The following is a 17,801-nucleotide window of genomic DNA, read 5'->3' as shown; positions in this document are numbered from 1 at the left end:
ATCCTACAGCGGCGCCCCGCGATATTCCCGGTTCGCCAGGCTCGCCTCCTCCAGATCCAGATCGCGTTCGATCCTGCGCCGCGTCTCGTCGGTGATCTGCCCGTCGCGCAGGAGATCATGGATGAACTTGCGCTCGGCCTCGATCAGCTCGCGGGTCAGCGCGGTGCCGGCGGCCGAGACGTCATGATGGGCGGGATCGAGCGAGTCAGGCAGCTGGTTGACGCGGATCTCGTGGCGGGCGCGCAAGAGCCGCATCACCTCGTCCGACACCTCTTTCTGCTCGGTCAGCGCATCCAGCGATTTCAGCGCGGCGTCGAGCGCCTGGCGCCGCGCCGAGATCTCGGCCTCGTGCTCGGCGGCATGCTCGATGCGGCCGGCTTGCGCGATGCCGAGCCAGCGCACCACCGGCGGCAGCGTCAGGCCGACGCCGATCAGCGTGATGAAGATGACGCCGAAGGCGACGAACAGGATCAGGTCGCGATAGGGGAAGGCGTTGCCGTCAGGCAGCGTGAACGGCAGCGCCAGCGCGGCGGCCAGCGACACCGCGCCGCGCACGCCGGTGAAGGCGAGCGCGAACGGCCATTGCCAGGGCGGCGACGGATCGCGTTTGCGCAGCGACTTGCTCAATATTCGCGGCAGATAGGTCGCGGGATAGAGCCAGGCAAAGCGCGCCAGAACGATCACGAGCATGACCACCGCCGTTGCGATCATGATGTCGTCGAGCGGGAATGTCTTCGACTTCTCATAAAGCGCGCGCATCTGGAAGCCGGTGAGCAGGAACAGCAGGCCCTCGATCAGGTAGATGATGAGGTCCCAGAAGAAGATGCCCTGCAGGCGCGTCGATGCCGAAATCAGCAGCGGTCCGTTCCAGCTGACATAAAGGCCGCAGGCGACGGTGGCGATCACGCCGGAGCCGCCGACATGCTCCGGCAGCCAATAGGAGACATAGGGCGTGATCAGCGACAGCGTCAGCTCGACCTGCGGATCGCAAGACCATTTGCGGAAGCGCAGCGACAGCCAGCCGACGCCGATGCCGAACGCGATCTCGCCGGCGACGATCAGGACAAATTCGCCCGCCGCCATCGGCAGCGAGAAATGCCCGACCATGATCGCGGCGAGCGCGAAGCGGTAGAGGATCAGCGCAGTGGCGTCGTTGGCGAGCCCTTCGCCCTCGAGGATGACAAGCAGCCGGCGCGGCATGTTGAGCCGGCGGGCGATCGCGAGCGGCGCCACCACATCGGGCGGCGCAACGATGGCCCCGAGCAGGAAGCCGATGCTCCAGGGCAGGCCGATCACGTAATGGGTGGCGGCCGCAACAAGCGCCGCCGTGAAGATCACGGCGCCGACCGCAAGCAGCACGATGGGGCGCAGATTGTTTCTGAACTCGCGCCAGCTCATGGCGACGCTCGCCGAATAGATCAGCGGCGGCAGCACCATCAGCAGCACCAGCTCCGGCGGCAGCTCGACCGGCGGCATGCCCGGCACGAAAGCCAGGCCGACGCCCGAGAGCATCAAGAGGATGGCCGGCGCCAGGTTGAAGCGCCGGGCAACGAGCGCGGTGCCGGCCAGCACCGCGAGCAGGATCAGGAAGGTCTGGAATTTCGCCGCGATCATGACCTGTCTTGGCCCGGAAGCGGCCGAGAGGTCAATGTGGAGAGGTCAAGGTGTGGTGGCTTACGCCAATCGTTCAGGCACCATAAGTCCGATGCTGGACGAGCAGGGAGCAACGATCGAGCAGCATGGGGACCTTTGGGGGGAAGCGGGAGTGAGTGAAGCGACGAACGCGCCACACGCGCCGTCATTGCGAAGCGAAGCAATCCAGAATCGATCCGCGGAAGAGATTCTGGATTGCTTCGCGCAAGGGCTCCTCGCAATGAGGTGTGGCGAGTTTGGCTCGCAATGAGTGAGAAATGCAGGACGAGCGTGCCCGATTTCAGGCAGCGGACCCTCACTCCTTCAGATCGTACCGGTACGATTTCGACACGATCTGCCAGCCGTCGGCCAGCTTCATCGCCACCAGATAGTCCGTGAAGAAGCGTGGCGGCAGCTGGCATTTGACCTTGATGAAGGCGGTCTTGTCGTCCGAGCGGTCGATGGTGATGATGAAGTCCTCGCGCGGCTTGCCTTCCGCCTTGGCGGAGGGGCGCTTGCGCACCCAGGCGAGCCAGTCAGGCACGGTCAGGATCTTCAGCTCGCCCTTGTCCACCCAGCGCAGATCGGCTGAGGGGTGGAAGACCTCGCCGAGCTTGTCGGCATCTCCCTCGTAAAGCCCGTCAAAATAGGTTTGCACGACGGCTTCGACGCTCGACCGATTTTGGCTCATGGGTCGTCCCCTTTGAATGATGGCTTGACGGGAACTTAGTCGTACGGATCAAATTGCGCTATGGCTGTCTTCCGCCATTTGCGCGAGGGCATCATCATGACGGGCTCGCGACATCAGAACGCTCCGATCCTTGCCGGCGAATGCTATTGCCGCGCGGTCCGCTACGAAGTGGCGGACGCGTTCTCCTATGCGCTGAATTGTCACTGCTCGAACTGCCGCCGCACCACCGGTTCCGCCTTCAAGCCGTTTGCCGGCATCGAATATGGCCAGCTTCGTCTGGTCAGGGGCGAGGACAGCAAGGTGATCTACGGCGACGACATCACCCATGACGCACACTGTGCCCGCTGCGGCTCGCTGCTTTATTCCCGCGTCCGCGAAGGCAAATGGGCCCATGTCGCTATGGGAACCCTGGTCGATACCCCCACGATCCGTCCCACTGCGCATATTTTCGTGGGTTCCAAGGCGCCGTGGCACGAGATCACGGACAATCTGCCGCAATATCGGGGGCACGTCGGGGATGGCTAGAGCGTTTTCGAGCGAAATGGATACCGGTTCGCGTCAAGAAAACGCGTCAAAACTACATCCTAGAGCCCCGTTCCGATTCATCGGAACGGGGCTCTGGCGAAAACCGGCCGAGGCGGCAGGCGGCGAACCGCCAACGCACTGGCGCGACTAACAAAAGGGGCTCCTTAGCCGGTTGCTCGCGCCGTCTTGGTGACCTCCATCACAAGCGCAGGCGGCGGATCTTGCTAAGGCTGTCCCCGAGGGTGTGAACTGCCCCCAAATTTTGGAAGTGGTCATGCGCAATTTGTTCAGGCTTAGCCCATTGCTCCTCACCGTCGCGCTGCTGTTTGGCGCCGATCCCGCCTTTGCCGGAAAGCGCGTCGCGCTGGTGCTGGCCAACTCGGCCTATCAGAACGCGCCCTCGCTCGCCAATCCCGTCAATGACGGTGCGGTGATGGCGAAGACGCTGAAGGAGGCCGGCTTCGATGTCGTCGATTCCCGCCACGACCTGACCGCGCTCGATACCAGGCGCGTGCTGCGCGACTTCGCCGATGCGACCCGCGATGCCGACATCGCCCTGGTCTACTATGCCGGCCACGGCATCGAGGTCGACGGCTCCAACTATCTGATCCCTGTCGATGCCAAGCTCGAGCGCGACACCGACGTCTATGACGAGGCGCTCTCGCTGGATCGCGTGCTGGTCGCGGTCGAGCCGGCCAAGCAGCTTCGTCTGGTGATCCTCGATGCCTGCCGCGACAATCCGTTCGGCAGGACCATGAAGCGCACATTGGCCTCGCGCGGCATCGGCCGCGGTCTGGCCCAGGTCGAGCCGGCCAGCACCAACACGCTGATCGCCTATTCGGCCAAGGCCGGCTTCACCGCGCAGGATGGCGACGGCGCCAACAGCCCCTTCACCATCGCTTTGTCGAAGCATCTGACCACGCCCGGCCTCGACGTCCGCCGCGCCTTCGGCTTCGTGCGCGACGACGTGCTCAAGGCGACCGGCAACAAGCAGGAGCCGTTCGTCTACGGCTCGCTCGGCGGCGAGGATGTGCCGCTGGTGCCGGTCAAGGCCGCGCCGGCAGCAGCACCCGCGCCCGCGCTAAATCCGCAGGCCGATATGCGCCGCGACTATGAGCTTGCGCTCCAGGTCGGCAACAGGGCGGCATGGGAAGCCTTCCTGGCCCAGCACCCGGACGGCTTCTACGCCAACCTTGCCAAGCTTCAGATCGACAAGATCCAGGCCGAGCAGGTTCATGCCGCCGCCATCGAGAAGGCCAGGCAGGCCGAGGCCGAGCGCGACCGTCTCGCTGCGATTGGCGCGCAGACGGATGCGCAAGCCAGGGCGGCGGCCGAGGCGAAGGCGGCCGAGCAGGCCCAGCTTGCCGCGCAGAAAGCGAAGGAGCAGGCGCAGCAGCAGGCTGCTGCTGCCGAGCAGCAGCGGGTCAATCTCGCGGCGGCGCCGAGCACTGCGCCGGCCGGCACCGCAAGCCCTGCCGGGACCAACGTCGCCGCGCTGACGCCGACTGCAACGCCTGTTGATCTCAATCGCTCGGTTCAGACCGAGCTCGGTCGCGTCGGCTGTTTCTCGGGACAGGCTGACGGCGTCTGGAACACGTCCTCGCAGCGGTCGCTGTCGCAGTTCAATCGCTATGCCGGCACCAAGCTCGACGTGAAGGTGGCGAGCACGGATGCGCTCGACACGGTCAAGTCAAGGCAGTCACGCGTCTGCCCGCTGGTCTGCGATCACGGCTTCAAGGCCGATGGCGACGTCTGCACCAAGATCGTCTGCGACGAGGGCTATGTGCTGAATGACGACAATCGATGCGAGAAGCAGCGCGCCGCCAAGCCGGCCAAACCCGGAACTGACAAGCCAGCAACCGCCAAGCCCGCAACCTCCAAGCCCGCAACCGCCACGCGCGACGACAGCGATGACCGTGCCGCACGGCAGCGTCGTCAATCCGGCGGTGCGGCCGCTGGAGCTGCAGGCGTTGCTGCTGCTGGCGCCGGTCGCGCCTCGGGCGGTGGCGGCCAGATTTTCTGCAACGATCTGCTATGCCGTCCTGTCAAGCGCGGTTGTCATCTTGAGTATCGCGGCGGTGGCGGCCCTCACAACGATGCCAATTACGAAGTCTGCAACTGAGAGCGTCGCTTGCAATATCGTCCTGGCGAAGCCGGGACAATATTGCGGGGATCATGTCGCGATCGCGCTCGCCGCGATGTTCACCGTCAGCGCCAATAGCGCCGTGTTGTAGATGAACGATACGATGCCGTGTGCGGTGGCGGTGCGGCGGATGGTCCTGTCGGTGATGCCGACGTCGGAGACCTGCGCCGTCATGCCGATCACGAACGAGAAATAGACGAAGTCCCAATAGTCGGCGTGGTCTTCGGTGTCGCCGCTCGGAAACTGCAAGCCGCCCGGCGGGTGACGATAATAGTCATGGGCGTAATGCAGCGCGAAGGTCGTGTGCACGGCGGCCCAGGATAGCGCGATGGTGCTGATCGCAACGGTCAGTTCCATGGCGCCGCGGTGCGGCGTCCCGAGCTCATAGACGATCGCGGCAATGCTGGCGAACGCGCCGGTCGCCGTCACCAGCAGGATCACGAAACGGCCGTCGTCCTGCATCGCAGCCGCACGGCGGATGTGCTGGTGGTCGTTGCACAGCATCATCGTATAGACCAGCACGAGATAGACCGCGATCAGCGCATCCCAGCCGAACAGCAGCCGCGTCGCCAGCCGAAACGAACCGGGAATGAGCAGGCAGACGAGGATGCCGGCGGCAAGCGAGATGAAAGTCCGCGGCCGCGCATAGATCAGCCGCATCGGCCGCGACATCTGGCGGAAGCGGGCGAGTGCGGGATCTTCTTTTTCCATGCAGATCGTCCGGTAAATCGAGCGGCATCGCGGGTGCGCCCCCTCCCCCGCTTGCGGGGGAGGGCTGGGGAGAGGGTGTCTCCGCGATGGGACACTCCCCAAGAGGAGAGAACCCTCACCCGGATCGCTGTCGCGATCCGACCTCTCCCGCAAGCGGGAGAGGTGAGGAGCCTGGGGTTACTAGTTCTTCCGCTCGGCCACGAAATGCGCGGCGGCTTGCAGGACGGCGGCGCGCTCGCCGAAGATCGAGATGGCGCTGTCGGCGCGGGCCAGCAGGTCGCGCACACGCTGCTTGGCACCGTCGATGCCGAGCTGGGTCACGAAGGTGGTCTTGCCGAGGGCGGCATCGGCGCCGGCGGGTTTGCCGAGGGCGGCCGCATCGCCTTCGACGTCGAGCAGGTCGTCGGCGATCTGGAAGGCTTCACCGAGCGCGCGGCCGTAATCGTCGAGCGCCTGATATTCCGCATTTGAGGCCTGACCGAGGATCGCGCCGGCGATGCAGCCATAGCGCAGCAGCGCACCGGTCTTCATCTGCTGAATGCGGGCAACATCAACAGGCTCATTGCCGCCGAAGCGGCCTTCGCCGGCCAGATCGAGAATCTGGCCGCCGACCATGCCGCCGATGCCGGCGCAGCGCGCCAGCGCGCGCGTCAGCAGCAGCCGTACATTGGCGTCGCGATGCACCTCATCGCGGGTGATGATGTCGAAAGCGATGGTCAAAAGGCCGTCGCCGGCAAGGATCGCGGTCGCATCGTCGGTCTGCTTGTGCAGGGTGGGGCGGCCGCGGCGCAGGTCCGAATTGTCCATCGCCGGCAGATCGTCATGGATCAGCGAATAGCAGTGGATGCATTCGAGCGCGGCGCCGACGAGCAGCGCGGCCTCGCGGGGAACACCGAACACGGCCGCACTCTCGACCACCAGGAACGGCCGCAGCCGCTTGCCGCCATTGAGGCTCGAATAGCGCATCGCGTCCATCAGCCGCTTGGGGCGGGCGATCTCATCGGGCAGGATGTCGTCCGACAGCAGACGCCCGAGCAAGGCCTCGGTGTCATCAGCGGTCTTGTCCAGACGTTTGGCGAAATCGGACGGGGACGTGCCGGTCATCAAGAAAGGCTCCAGAACTAAAATTCGGCGGGACAATCCTTTATGCGCCCGCCCCAGTCAATCGTTTGGAAGGCCTAAAAAGTGCTGGAAAAGGCCCGAATTATCACAGGCTTAATGCCGCCATCCGTGGCTGCGTTTGATTTCGCGCCGGAAAGGTCGATTTGCGCATCGTCAAAATCCTGCTGGTAGCGCTCGCGATCGTGGCTCTCGTGCCCTATGTGGTCGCGCCGTTCTACCGCACCGGTCACCCGGTTTCGACCCTGATGGCCTGGCGCTCGCTGACGGGCGCGCCGATGCATCGGGAATGGATCGATCTCGCCGAGATGTCGCCTTACCTGCCGCGCTCGGTGGTGGCGGCCGAGGACGCCCATTTCTGCAGGCATCACGGCATCGATTGGGGCGCGCTGCGCGAGGCGATCAACGACGCGCAGGAGGACGGCACCGCGTTCCGCGGCGCCTCCACCATCACCCAGCAGGTGGCGAAAAACCTGTTCCTCTGGCAGGGGCGGGATTTCGTCCGCAAGGCGCTGGAATTTCCGCTGGCGCTCTGGATCGATCTCGTCCTGCCCAAGCAGCGGATCCTGGAAATCTACCTCAACATCGCCGAGCTCGGGCCCCAGGGCCAGTTCGGGGCGGAGGCCGGCAGCACCTATGCCTTCGGCAAGTCGGCCGCCAACCTGTCCCCCCGGGAGGCGGCCCTTCTGGCCGCGATCCTGCCGAATCCGGTCAAACGCAGCGCCAGGGTCCCGGGACCGGGGGTGAGGCGGCTGGCCGGGACCTATGTGGCAAGGGCGCAGGCCACTTCGCTTTTGACCTGCTGGCGGGAAAATCGCTGATTTCGGGGCCTTTTCGTACCGTTTTTCCGCTCCAGAACCCTAGCTTTACGGCCAGCCTTCCTCTATAAGCCCGGCCTTGATCGGCATTCAGCTCGCCTCGTATTGCGGGTGCTGAGCCGTCCCTGGCGGACGATGCCCGGATGAACACCAATCCCTAGAGGATATCGAAATGGCCGTTCCGAGACGTAAAACTTCGCCGTCGCGCCGTGGCATGCGCCGCTCGGCAGACGCCATCAAGAAGCCGACCTATGTGGAAGACAAGGACTCAGGCGAGCTCCGTCGTCCGCACCATCTCGACCTCAAGACCGGCATGTACAAGGGCCGTCAGGTCCTGAAGAAGAAAGAGTCCTAAGCCAAGGACTCTTCTTCCAGGCGGGCATTGCGCCCGCCTGATTGCCAACCCATGAGATATGACGGTGACGGCGGCGGAGCGAATGCTTCGCCGCTGCATTGTTCTGTCTGGACATCTTGATCGAGAAGGCGCTTTGCCGATGGTCGGTTTCCCGCTGCTTCTGATTCCGCTCGCGGTCTACAACATCATCGCCTTCCTGATGCCCAGCGTGTCCTTCTCGGACGTGCTGTTCAAGGTGCCGATGATCACGGGCGAGACCTGGCCGGTCACGCTGTCTGATCTGCTGCTGGCGCTCGGCGTGCTGCTGCTGCTGCTCGAAGTGGTCAAGGGCGCGCGGCCCGGCGCGAAATTCCTGATGGATCATCTGCTGTCGCTGATCATCTTCGGCGCGGCCGCGGCTGAATTCGTGATGTGGCCCAAATTCGGCAACTCGACCTATTTTCTTCTGGTGCTGCTTTCGATGGCCGATTTCCTCGGCGGCATCGCGCAACGCACCCGCCGCCGCATTGCCTATGTCGCCACGGAGACGGTGACAGTGCCGCGCAAGGCCAAGCGCCAGGCCGAGGCGCCGTCGCCGGCATCAACCTTCGAGCCGAAGGTTGATCCCGTGCCCGCACCGCCGCCTGAACGGCCCGCGCCCTCGGCCCAATCGGTGGCCGAATCCGTCCTGATGGACCACCCCGCGCCGAAGCCGGGCATCGCGCCGTCGCCGGAAATTCCCTCACCGCATTTGCAGCCAGGCAACGGCACGCCGTCCTCGCCCGAAGAGCCGCGGTGAGCGAGAGAGCGCTACAGCTGTCACCGCCGTGAAGGTGTGCTCTCTCTCCCGCTTGCTTGCGGGAGAGGCGGAGCGAGCGCGAGGCGACAATTTTCCTGAAAGCAGCGCTACGCCACCTGCCGCGTGCGCGAGGTAACGCTGGGAAGCGGCCGTTTGCTGCCATAGGCCGTGCGGGCGTCCTCGGACGAGCCGCGGCGCAGCCGGCTCGCCTGGGGCAGGTGCTCGGCATTGGCGATCAGCTGGGTGACGAAGCTCGGATCGGGGCGAGTCAGCGGCACCTTGCGGACCAGCTGTAAAACCGGCGCAAGCGGGACCAGCGCGGTACTCGCTTCCCGCGTCGTTTGTTCGATCTGATCCGCATTCACCATCGCAACACCGCTGATCCTGATGAACTGGCGCGTTTTGGGACGCTGGCGCCGGTGCATGTGATGGTCTCGCAAGGCCTATGCCGGCCGAGCCTATTCCGTTCCGCGCGGTTCGGAAACGTGGTTTCCAAATTGTTTATGAACTTTGCCTAGGGTCGGAGACGATTCTGGCCCTATTCTGTGCCGGCTCAGGACTCCCCGCTGTCCCGAAACGAGGCGCTTTTGACCCCAGCATTGCCGCAAGCCTCCGAAATCCTCGCCGCCCTCGGCGAGGCCCTGTTCGTCTGGGATCTCGCCAGCGACGCGATCGTCTGGGGCGAGCAGGCCGGCGCCATCTTCCCCGGCATTCCGGCCGAGCGGCTTGCCACCGGCGCCGAGTTCGCCAAGCTGATCGAGCCTGCGCAAGGCTTGCGGAGCGCCGCGCTGGCCCAGACCTCCGCCGTGCACGGCAACGACGGCACGCCCTACCGGGTCGAATATGGCGTGCGCATGAGCGCCTCCGATCCCGTGGTCTGGATCGAGGAGACCGGCCGCTGGTTTGCCGGCGCTGACGGTCGCCCCACGCGCGCGATCGGCTCTATCAGGATCAATAATGAACGGCATGCCCGCGACGAGGAATTGACCAGGCTTGCGCGGCTCGACCCGCTGACGGGCGAGCTCAACCGCTCGCACCTGATCGCGGCGCTGGCCGAAGCAATCGAGGAGACGAGCCGCTTCCGCTCCACCGCGGCCTTCATGCTGGTCGGCATCGACCATCTGGCCCGCGTCAACGACGCCTTCGGCTTCGACGTGGCCGATGCCGTGATCCTCGACGTCGCCAGGCGCATTCGCGCGCGCTTGCGCGGCGGCGACGTGCTCGGCCGCTTCTCGGGCAACAAGTTCGGCCTGATCCTGAAGAACTGCACCGTCGACGACATGAACGTCGCCGCCGAGCGCTTCCTCGCCGGTGTCCGCGACGAGGTGGTGCCGACCAAGTCGGGGCCGGTGTCTGTCACCGTCTCGATCGGCGCCGTCAGCCTGCCACGCTATGCCCGCAACACCGACGAGGCGATCAATCGCGCCCATGAGACGCTCGACGCCGCCAAGCGTCGCCGTGCCGGTGCGTTCGCGGCCTGGCGCCCGGATGCGACCCGTGATGCGCAGCGCCGCGTCAACATCCGCGTCACCGACGAGATCGTCACCGCGCTGAACGAGCGTCGCATCAGGCTCGCTTACGAGCCGGTGGTATCGGCCGCCACGCGCGAGGGCGCGTTCCACGAATGCCTGGTGCGGATGGACCAGGGCGACGGCCAGGTGCTGCTCGCACCCGACATCGTGCCGGTCGCCGAACGGCTCGGCCTGATCCGCCTGGTCGATCATCGCGTGCTCGAGCTCGTGGTCGCAGAGCTCGCGGCCGCGCCCGATGTCAGGCTCAGCCTCAACATCTCGCCCGATACCACGATGGATCCCGACTGGTGGGCCGGAATCGAATCGCTGATGCGCGCCCATCCCGGCGTTGCCGAGCGGCTGATCGTGGAGATCACCGAGACGGTCGCGATCCAGGACATCGACGACGTCCGCGCCTTCGTCAGCCGGCTCAAGAATTTCGGCAGCCGCATCGCCATCGACGATTTCGGCGCCGGCTACACCTCGTTCCGAAACCTGCGCAAGCTCGGCGTGGACATCGTCAAGATCGACGGCGCCTTCGTGCAGAACATCATCCGTTCCGCCGACGACCGCGCCTTCGTGCAGACCCTGATCGACCTCGCCCGCCGCCTCGACATCAAGACCGTCGCCGAATGGGTGCAGGACGAGGAGGCCGCCACCATGCTGCGCGACTGGGGCTGCGACTACATCCAGGGCCGCCTGATCGGCCTCGCCTCAGCCGAGCGGCCGTGGTGTCAGCCGCCGAACGACGCGCTGCCGGCGGCGGGGTAGGTCTCGTAGGGTGGGTTAGCCCCGGGCTGCGCGAAGCGCAGTCCCTTGGCGTAACCCACCACCTGCTATCCGCGTGGGGAGAAGTGGTGGATTACGCCTTCGGCTCATCCACCCTACGTTTGCGACGAATTTCTCCTGTGAAATCAACACCCGTTCTACTGTGCATGGGGTTGTTTTCGAAACTTGAGGAGACGAGACCGAGTTCACGCCACGCGGCGAACCGCGTTCAGCGTCTCGATGGTCATCCCGACCTCCGCCGCCGGGCAGGGCTTGCCGAAATAATAGCCCTGCACCGCGGTGCAGCCGCATTCGCGCACGAAGTCGAGCTGCTCGATCGTCTCGACGCCTTCCGCCGTGGTCTCGACGCCGAGCACCGAGCCGAGGCTCGCGATGGTGCGGACGATCGCGACACTCTCCGGGCTTTCGCCGAGCGTGCCGACGAAGGAGCGGTCGATCTTGATGCGGTCGAACGGGAACTTGCGCAAATAGCTCAGCGACGAATAGCCGACGCCGAAATCATCCAGGCTGACGCGTACGCCGAGCGCGCGAAGCTGGTGCAGCATCTCGATCGTCGCTTCGCTGTCGTCGAGCAGCGCCGTCTCGGTGACTTCGAGCTCCAGCCGCTGCGGCGGCAGCCCGGCTTCCGCCAGCGCGTTCGTCACCATCGCCACCAGTCCACGCGAGTGGAATTGCACGGGCGACAGGTTCACCGCGACGATGACCTCAGGCCATGAGGCGGCCGTGGCGCAGGCGGTGCGCAGCACCCATTCGCCGATCGGAACGATCAGCCCGTTCTCCTCGGCGATCGGAATGAACTCGGCCGGCGAGACCAGGCCGCGCGAGGGATGCTTCCAGCGCAGCAGCGCCTCGAAGCCGGTCAGCTCGCTGCTGTCGAGCCGCACCTGCGGCTGGAACACCAGATGGAATTGGTTATCTTCCAGCGCGCCGCGCAGATCGTGCTCGAGCGCGTGGCGGCTGCGCGCCTCCTCTTCCATCCGCGGCTCGAACAACTGATAGGCGCCGCGCCCTTTGGCCTTGGCCTGGTACAGCGCAAGATCGGCGCATTTCATCAGCTCGTCGGCATCGAGCCCGTGGTCGGGCGCGATCGCGATGCCGACGGAGACGCCGACATGGATCGACTGGCTTTCCAGCGGCGGCGGGCGGCCGATGATCTCGACCAGGCGCCACGCCAGCCGCTCCGCCGATTGCGGCTGCGGTCCGCGCTGGAGCACGGCGAACTCGTCGCCGCCGAGGCGGGCGACGGTGTCATGCTCGCCGACATTCTCCTGCAGCCGCGCCGCGACCCAGCGCAGCAGCCGGTCGCCGGCAGCGTGGCCGAGCCGGTCGTTGACGGTCTTGAAATTGTCGAGGTCGAAGCACAGCACCGCCATGGACCCGCCGGCGATCGCGACCTGGTTCAGTCCCTCGCCCATCTTCTCGCGGAACAGCGTGCGGTTGGGCAGATCCGTCAGGGAATCGTGCCGCGCCATATGCGCGACGCGGGCCTCGGCCTTGTGGCGCTCGGTGACGTCCTCGTAGGTGACGACCCAGCCGCCATGCTCCATCCGCTTGTGGTTGAGCTTGATGATGCGGCCGTCGCTTAAGTGGCGGTGCAGCGTGTGTTCGCCCTCGCGCAGCCGCTCGACATAGTCGGCATAGAGCTTGGCGGCGGTCGTGTTCGGATGGATGCCGAGATCGCAGCTGTGCTCCATGATCTCGCGCATCGAGACGCCGGGCTTAACGATGTCGGGCGACAGGCCGTACATCTCGATGTAGCGGCGGTTGCAGACGATCACGTGCAGGCTCGCATCGAGCATGCACAGGCCCTGGCTCATGTTGTTCAGCGCGGCGTCGAAGCGGCGGTACTGCTCGCTCAGCTCCTCGACCGCGCGCTCGCGCTCGGTGATGTCCTCATAGGTGGCGACGAAGCCGCCTTCGGGCAGCGCGCAATAGCGCACCGAGATGATCGTGTCGTTGGTCATGCGCCGGCGCATCGGCGAGGAATCGTTGTTCTCGATCCGGGCGCGCGCGGCTTCAAGGATCTGCTGCGGGCTGTATTCGGATGAAAAGGCGCCGTTCGCCATCGATCGTTCGATCAGCTCGGACAGGTGCGTACCCGGTTTGCTCTCCTCCGGCGACAGCCGGTAGATCTTCTGATAGGTGGAGTTGCAGACACGCAGGCGCATGTCGCTGTCGTAGAACGCGAGACCATGCGCCATGTTCTCGAGCGCAGCATCCAGCATGAGGTTCTGCTGCTTCAGGGTCTCCTCGGATTGCAGCCGCTCGTTAACATCCTCATGCAGCGTCACCCAACCACCGTCGGGCATGAACCGCGATACGGCCTGGATCTTCCGGCCGTCGTAGCGCGTCACCAAAACGGATTTGGGGTTCCGGGTCAGGACATCGTTGATCCGGGCATTGCGGAATTCGTCTCCCGGCATGTCCGTTCGGTTGCCGCGGGCGAGCCAAAGGTCGATCGACTCGGTGTGCGTAATACCCGGTTTCAGAATGTCGGGATCGAGGTCGTAGAGGTGCAGGAAACGTTCGTTGCAGACGACGAGGCGGCTATCGGCGTCAAACATGATGAGGCCGTGAGACATGTTCGCGAGCGCGTGCTGGCTGCGCTCGGTCTGAAGCCGTAACTCGGCTTCTAGGCGGGCGAGGCGGCTGACGTCGTCGCAAATCGTCATCCAGCCGCCAGCGGGAAGCGGCTTCAGCTCGAGCGTGATGACAAGGCCGCTTGCGAGCGTCTGCCGGGTCCGGAACGGTTCGCCGGCCGCAATCGACGCGATCCGCGTAGCGTAGAGCGCGTCGAGCTCGCTCGCCGGGATATTGCCGCGCGCTGCGCTGTGGGCGAGCACGTCGCGGTAGCACGTTCCGGGCCGGACGATGTCGGGCGACATGTCGAACAGTTCGACATACCGGCGGTTGACCAGGACGATCCGGTTGTCCGCGTCGTAGACGCAGACGCCCTGTTCCATGCCGTCGAGCGCAAGCTGACTCAGCGACAGCAGGGCCTCTTGGCCTTGCTCGCGGCGCGCACCGAGCTCGTTGTCGCAGGTCGACATCATGGGATCAGCGGATCTCGGTGGCAATAAACTTAACACAACGTAATTCAGCCACTGAGCGTAGCGAAGAGGCGGGAAAATTCCCTTAAGCGCCGTAGTTTACGGAGGGTGTCTACTGATGCTGAGAGTGTTGATCCCAGACCGCACGACAATTCGCGCTGTCGTCAGCGCGTATCGCGCCTACGGCCCGTACAGCACGAGTTCCGTATCGGTGAGATCGGCCAGTCGCGGGCGATGCGGGCCCTTGAAATATTTGCGGCCGCGCTGCTCGGTATAAATACCGACAAGACCGGGAATGGGCTCGTTTGAATCGACGAGCACTGAGATCTTGCCGAGCCGCAGCAGCAGCCGGCCGATGCGGCCGGCGCAGGTGGCGTATTCGGCGGCGCCACGGCAGTAGATCAACTGCATCACCGGCGGTGCGATGAAACCGCGGCGGATGCGCACCGGTTGCAGGATGAAGGGGAATACGCCCTTCGGCGTGCGGCAGACCAGGCTGAGGCAATTGTAGCGCGCATGCCGTGTCAGGAGCTCGGTCTCGGCTTCGGAAAGCCCCTCGATCGTCTTGGCGTGCTGCGAGATGACCTCGATCTTGCTCCGGCGCGGCGCGCGCGACAGTGCCGGGACCGAGACGAACAGACCGCGGCAATAGGCGCGGAAGCCCTGCGTCTCGACGATCGGCCAGGTCCACGGTGCCGGGCTGATGTTGAGATAGGTCACGTGCTTGTGCCGCTGCGCGATCTTGGTCAGCAGCGGCGCGTAGTTGCGATAGGCTGGTTCGACATACCAGCTCGACAGGTTGCACTGGATGGCGGTCTCCTCGCCGTCCTTGCGCGCGGTATAGATCAGCAGCAGCACGCCGACCGGCTCGCCGTCATTGTCGAGCATGTAGCCGAAGCGCGGATAGCCGTCCGGCACCGGCCGGAAGGCTTGCCGGCGCAGGCCCTGGATCCAGTAGTTGCGCGAGCGGCCGACAAAGCCGCGCGTCAGCAGGTCCGCGATGCCTTCGACATCGGACTCGGTGATCTCGCGACATCGAACCTTGGTATGGATCACGCTCGTCTTGCCCGTAGAAATAGGAAGCCTCTTGTTTTAGCGCCAACCTTCGCCGTGGGCGTCGGCCGCGATTTGCGGCTGGATACCCAGCATCTCCCGCACCTTGGCGGGCCAGGCGGAAAGATCTGTGCCGTGGGTGTGGAACATGGCGACGGCGAGACGATCCATGCCGAAGGCGACGCAGCCGGTGTGGGCAGGCTCGCCGTTGGCGTCCTGGATGCCCCAGGTCGTGCCGAAATGTTCGCGGTGATAGTTGAAGCTCATGCAGGCGGTCGGCTGCTCCTCCGAGCGCAGCGGGATCAGGAGCTCGAATTTGAGCTGCTGCTGCTTCTGGCTGACCGCCTTCATCTGGCCGACGCGGCCGAAGAAGGGATCGCTGGCATAGTCGACGCGGAAAGAAAGGCCGAGATCGGTCGCGATCTTCTGCGCGCGCACCATCCAGCGCTCGCGGAAATCGGCGACGTCATCGGGCGTGCCGATGCAGACATATTCACGCATCCGGAACGATTGCAGCCGGTCGAGATGCTTCGATGGCTCGCGACGGAAGCAATCGGCTGCGACGTCGAAGCGCAGGCCACCCCTGGGCAGGGGCCCGCGGCTCGCCGCGATCGGATAGACCGGATAGCAGGCGGCCGGCGACAGCACGAGGTCGGCGGGCGAGAGCGACGAAGTCCAATCGCCGCCGGCGTCGAAGCGGCTCACCGCGGCGTTGATCTCGCGTTCGGTCCCGTGCAGACCGCAGACGCAGCCAAGCAAGTTCGGAAAGCTCTTGAGGTAGCCGGATTTCTCGAGCTGGGCGCGGCTCATCACCGGCGGAAACCGCATGACCTCGGTGCTGGCTTCGCGATGGTTGGTGATCAGCGCAGCGAGCTTCTCGACGACGCCCTCATAGAGCGCGGTGCGCGCATAGACGCCGTCCGCGCCCATGCGGTGGAACAGCTTGTCGGCGAGATGATCGAGCGGATCCGCGATCTCAGGCGCGGTCTCGGGCGAATCGGGGAAGACGGCAATGTTCATGGTCCGATGTCCTGTTATCTCAAATTTGTTCTTGTTGAATTAGTCACGAAGGCTCGCCGGCACGCCGCTCATCAGCGTCGAGGTGGCGGCATTGGCCAGGATACGGTCGTTGTTGATCATGATGGGTGACGACAGGACGTCGCGCAGGTGGCGGCCCATGGTAAACTCGCCGTCGTTGCGGTAGCCGGCGAGGCCTGCGGTACGCATCGCATGCATCACGGTCTCGACCGCGAGCTCGGAGGCCTGCACCTTCAGCAGCGTGATCGAGGACTGGAAGTCGAGCGAGCCGAGCGCGCGCTCGTCATGCTCGGCGCGGGCAAAAGCATCGAGATTGGCAGCGATCAAAGCACGCAGCTTGGCCAGCGACATCTTTGCGGCGGTGAAGTGCGCGGCGGCCGGCGGCATCTGGCCACCGGAAGCGCGAGCGGCCTTGCGGACGAAAGCCTGCGCGCGCGTCACCGAGGCCGCTGCAATGCCGGCCCAGGTCGACGACCAGCACAGATGTGCAAACGGCGTCATGGTCTGGGCGTGGATCTTGTCATAGGCTTCCGGGAAGACGCGATCGGCAGGACAGTCGACCTTGAGCTCGAAGCCGGTCGAACAGGTGCCGCGCATGCCCAGCGTTTCCCAGCCCTGCGTCTGCTTCAGCGAATAGTCATCCTTGGCGAGTGCCAGCAGCACCTGGTCGGAAGCAGCCGCATCGGTGGCCCGGCGGGCGATGGTGACGAGGCCGTCGGCCTGTGCGCCGTAGGAGATCACGGTGGCGTCGCGCACCAGCGAGACAGTATCGCCGGCGTGATCGACCGCGGCCGCACTGGCGCGAATGTTGCCGCCGTTCTGGCCTTCGGTGGTGGAAGAGGCGAGCAGCCATTGGTCGCGGGCGACCCGGCGCATCATGGTTTCCATCCAGGGGATACCATGGCCATGCCTGATGATGCAGGCGACCTTGGTCTGATGCATCGCGTAGATCATTCCGGTCGAGGCGCAGGCGCGCCCGAGCGTGTAGCAGATGTCGGTGACGTCATGGATCGAGGCGCCGAAGCCGCCGAACTCGACCGGGATCATGACGCCGAGCAGTTTTTGCTCACGCGCGGTATCGAATGCCTTGTGCGGGAAGCCGGCGTCTCGGTCGACGCCGTCGGCCTCGGCCGCAGCCACGCTGGCGGTGCGCGCTGCGCGCTCGATCAGGGAAGGACCATGCTCGAAAAGGCTCGGCCGCGTTTCGTCGAAAGTCTGGACTGCTTCACGCACGTTCATACTCGTCCGCCTCCGCTTCGTCGTTCGGGATCGCCGGCATCATTCGCGATGTCGCTGAAAGAGATCCTCCGACCATCTTTGCTTGTGAGACGAGGCTACGGATTTAATTCAAATTCGTCGATGAAATACAGGGTAAACGGACCGCAATTCGGAACGAACAGTTAAAGGCCGGTTTTTCGCATCCCCCGGATTTCCGCGATCGCGTTAGGGTTCTGGAAGAAGCCCAAATTCCTGACAATCTGAGTCATCGTTTACTAACAAACGCGAAGTATTGGTCGCGCCCATTGTGAGATCGACCCGTCGCGCCCATCGTACCGGGCGACGGGTTCGATCGATTGTTGACAGACGG

Annotated in this window: 15 protein-coding genes; 6 read left to right on the top strand and 9 right to left on the bottom strand. The window is 64.8% G+C overall.

Annotated features, from left to right (window positions below; genetic code table 11):
- Positions 1-3: 3 nt before the first annotated feature.
- Both XH98_RS10045 and XH98_RS10040 read right to left on the bottom strand, forming a co-directional pair.
- A complete protein-coding gene (locus tag XH98_RS10045) occupies positions 4-1,614 on the bottom strand; it encodes a Na+/H+ antiporter (protein WP_271618499.1) in 1,611 nt (536 codons plus the stop codon).
- A gap of 334 nt (positions 1,615-1,948) precedes the next feature.
- Positions 1,949-2,323, bottom strand: a complete 375-nt coding sequence (locus XH98_RS10040; RefSeq protein ID WP_271618498.1) for a nuclear transport factor 2 family protein — start codon at positions 2,321-2,323, stop codon at positions 1,949-1,951.
- A gap of 96 nt (positions 2,324-2,419) precedes the next feature.
- On the opposite strand from XH98_RS10040, the gene XH98_RS10035 reads away from it, so the two are divergent.
- The gene (locus tag XH98_RS10035) at positions 2,420-2,848 is read left to right on the top strand and encodes a GFA family protein (RefSeq protein WP_271598356.1); all 429 of its coding nucleotides are present in this window, start codon (positions 2,420-2,422) and stop codon (positions 2,846-2,848) included.
- Between the two features lie 274 nt (positions 2,849-3,122).
- Positions 3,123-4,970: a caspase family protein gene (locus tag XH98_RS10030; RefSeq protein WP_271598285.1), complete on the top strand. Its 1,848-nt coding sequence runs from the start codon at positions 3,123-3,125 to the stop codon at positions 4,968-4,970.
- Between the two features lie 51 nt (positions 4,971-5,021).
- Here the strand turns inward: XH98_RS10030 and XH98_RS10025 are convergent, their stop codons facing one another.
- Together XH98_RS10025 and XH98_RS10020 are read right to left on the bottom strand one after the other, a co-directional pair.
- Complete coding sequence (locus XH98_RS10025; RefSeq protein WP_271598284.1) at positions 5,022-5,702, bottom strand: DUF1345 domain-containing protein; 681 nt, start codon at positions 5,700-5,702, stop codon at positions 5,022-5,024.
- 180 nt (positions 5,703-5,882) lie between these two features.
- Positions 5,883-6,806 carry a polyprenyl synthetase family protein gene (locus XH98_RS10020; protein WP_271598283.1) on the bottom strand — a complete coding sequence of 308 codons (924 nt, stop codon included), beginning with the start codon at positions 6,804-6,806 and terminating at the stop codon, positions 5,883-5,885.
- A 161-nt stretch (positions 6,807-6,967) separates the two neighbouring features.
- Here XH98_RS10020 and mtgA point away from each other — a divergent pair, with 161 nt between their 5' ends.
- From mtgA to XH98_RS10005, 3 genes are all read left to right on the top strand, one after another.
- Positions 6,968-7,642 (top strand): monofunctional biosynthetic peptidoglycan transglycosylase, encoded by a 675-nt coding sequence (gene mtgA / locus XH98_RS10015; protein WP_271618497.1) that lies wholly within the window; start codon positions 6,968-6,970, stop codon positions 7,640-7,642.
- 169 nt (positions 7,643-7,811) lie between these two features.
- Positions 7,812-7,994: a 50S ribosomal protein L32 gene (gene rpmF / locus XH98_RS10010; RefSeq protein ID WP_007598106.1), complete on the top strand. Its 183-nt coding sequence runs from the start codon at positions 7,812-7,814 to the stop codon at positions 7,992-7,994.
- Positions 7,995-8,133: 139 nt separating this feature from the next.
- Positions 8,134-8,772: a hypothetical protein gene (locus tag XH98_RS10005; protein WP_271618496.1), complete on the top strand. Its 639-nt coding sequence runs from the start codon at positions 8,134-8,136 to the stop codon at positions 8,770-8,772.
- Positions 8,773-8,879: 107 nt separating this feature from the next.
- Here the strand turns inward: XH98_RS10005 and XH98_RS10000 are convergent, their stop codons facing one another.
- A complete protein-coding gene (locus XH98_RS10000) occupies positions 8,880-9,140 on the bottom strand; it encodes a hypothetical protein (RefSeq protein WP_271618566.1) in 261 nt (86 codons plus the stop codon).
- 219 nt (positions 9,141-9,359) lie between these two features.
- Between XH98_RS10000 and XH98_RS09995 the strand changes: the two genes are divergently transcribed.
- A complete protein-coding gene (locus XH98_RS09995) occupies positions 9,360-11,054 on the top strand; it encodes a bifunctional diguanylate cyclase/phosphodiesterase (protein WP_271618495.1) in 1,695 nt (564 codons plus the stop codon).
- Positions 11,055-11,257: 203 nt separating this feature from the next.
- On the opposite strand, the gene XH98_RS09990 is transcribed toward XH98_RS09995, so the two are convergent.
- The 4 genes from XH98_RS09990 to XH98_RS09975 all read right to left on the bottom strand — a co-directional run bounded on the left by XH98_RS09990 (position 11,258) and on the right by XH98_RS09975 (position 17,452).
- Positions 11,258-14,122, bottom strand: coding sequence for a PAS-domain containing protein (locus XH98_RS09990; RefSeq protein WP_271618494.1), 2,865 nt, complete (start codon positions 14,120-14,122; stop codon positions 11,258-11,260).
- A 180-nt stretch (positions 14,123-14,302) separates the two neighbouring features.
- Complete coding sequence (locus XH98_RS09985; protein ID WP_271598101.1) at positions 14,303-15,178, bottom strand: acyl-CoA acyltransferase; 876 nt, start codon at positions 15,176-15,178, stop codon at positions 14,303-14,305.
- Between the two features lie 36 nt (positions 15,179-15,214).
- Entirely contained in the window at positions 15,215-16,195 is a 981-nt protein-coding gene (locus tag XH98_RS09980; protein ID WP_271618493.1) for an amino acid--[acyl-carrier-protein] ligase, read from the bottom strand.
- A 39-nt stretch (positions 16,196-16,234) separates the two neighbouring features.
- Positions 16,235-17,452: an acyl-CoA dehydrogenase family protein gene (locus XH98_RS09975; RefSeq protein ID WP_271618492.1), complete on the bottom strand. Its 1,218-nt coding sequence runs from the start codon at positions 17,450-17,452 to the stop codon at positions 16,235-16,237.
- Positions 17,453-17,801 lie beyond the last annotated feature (349 nt).

Source organism: Bradyrhizobium sp. CCBAU 51745, assembly GCF_028128715.1.
Classification (GTDB): Bacteria; Pseudomonadota; Alphaproteobacteria; order Rhizobiales; family Xanthobacteraceae; genus Bradyrhizobium; species Bradyrhizobium manausense.
This window is presented reverse-complemented; position numbering and strand designations above follow the sequence as displayed.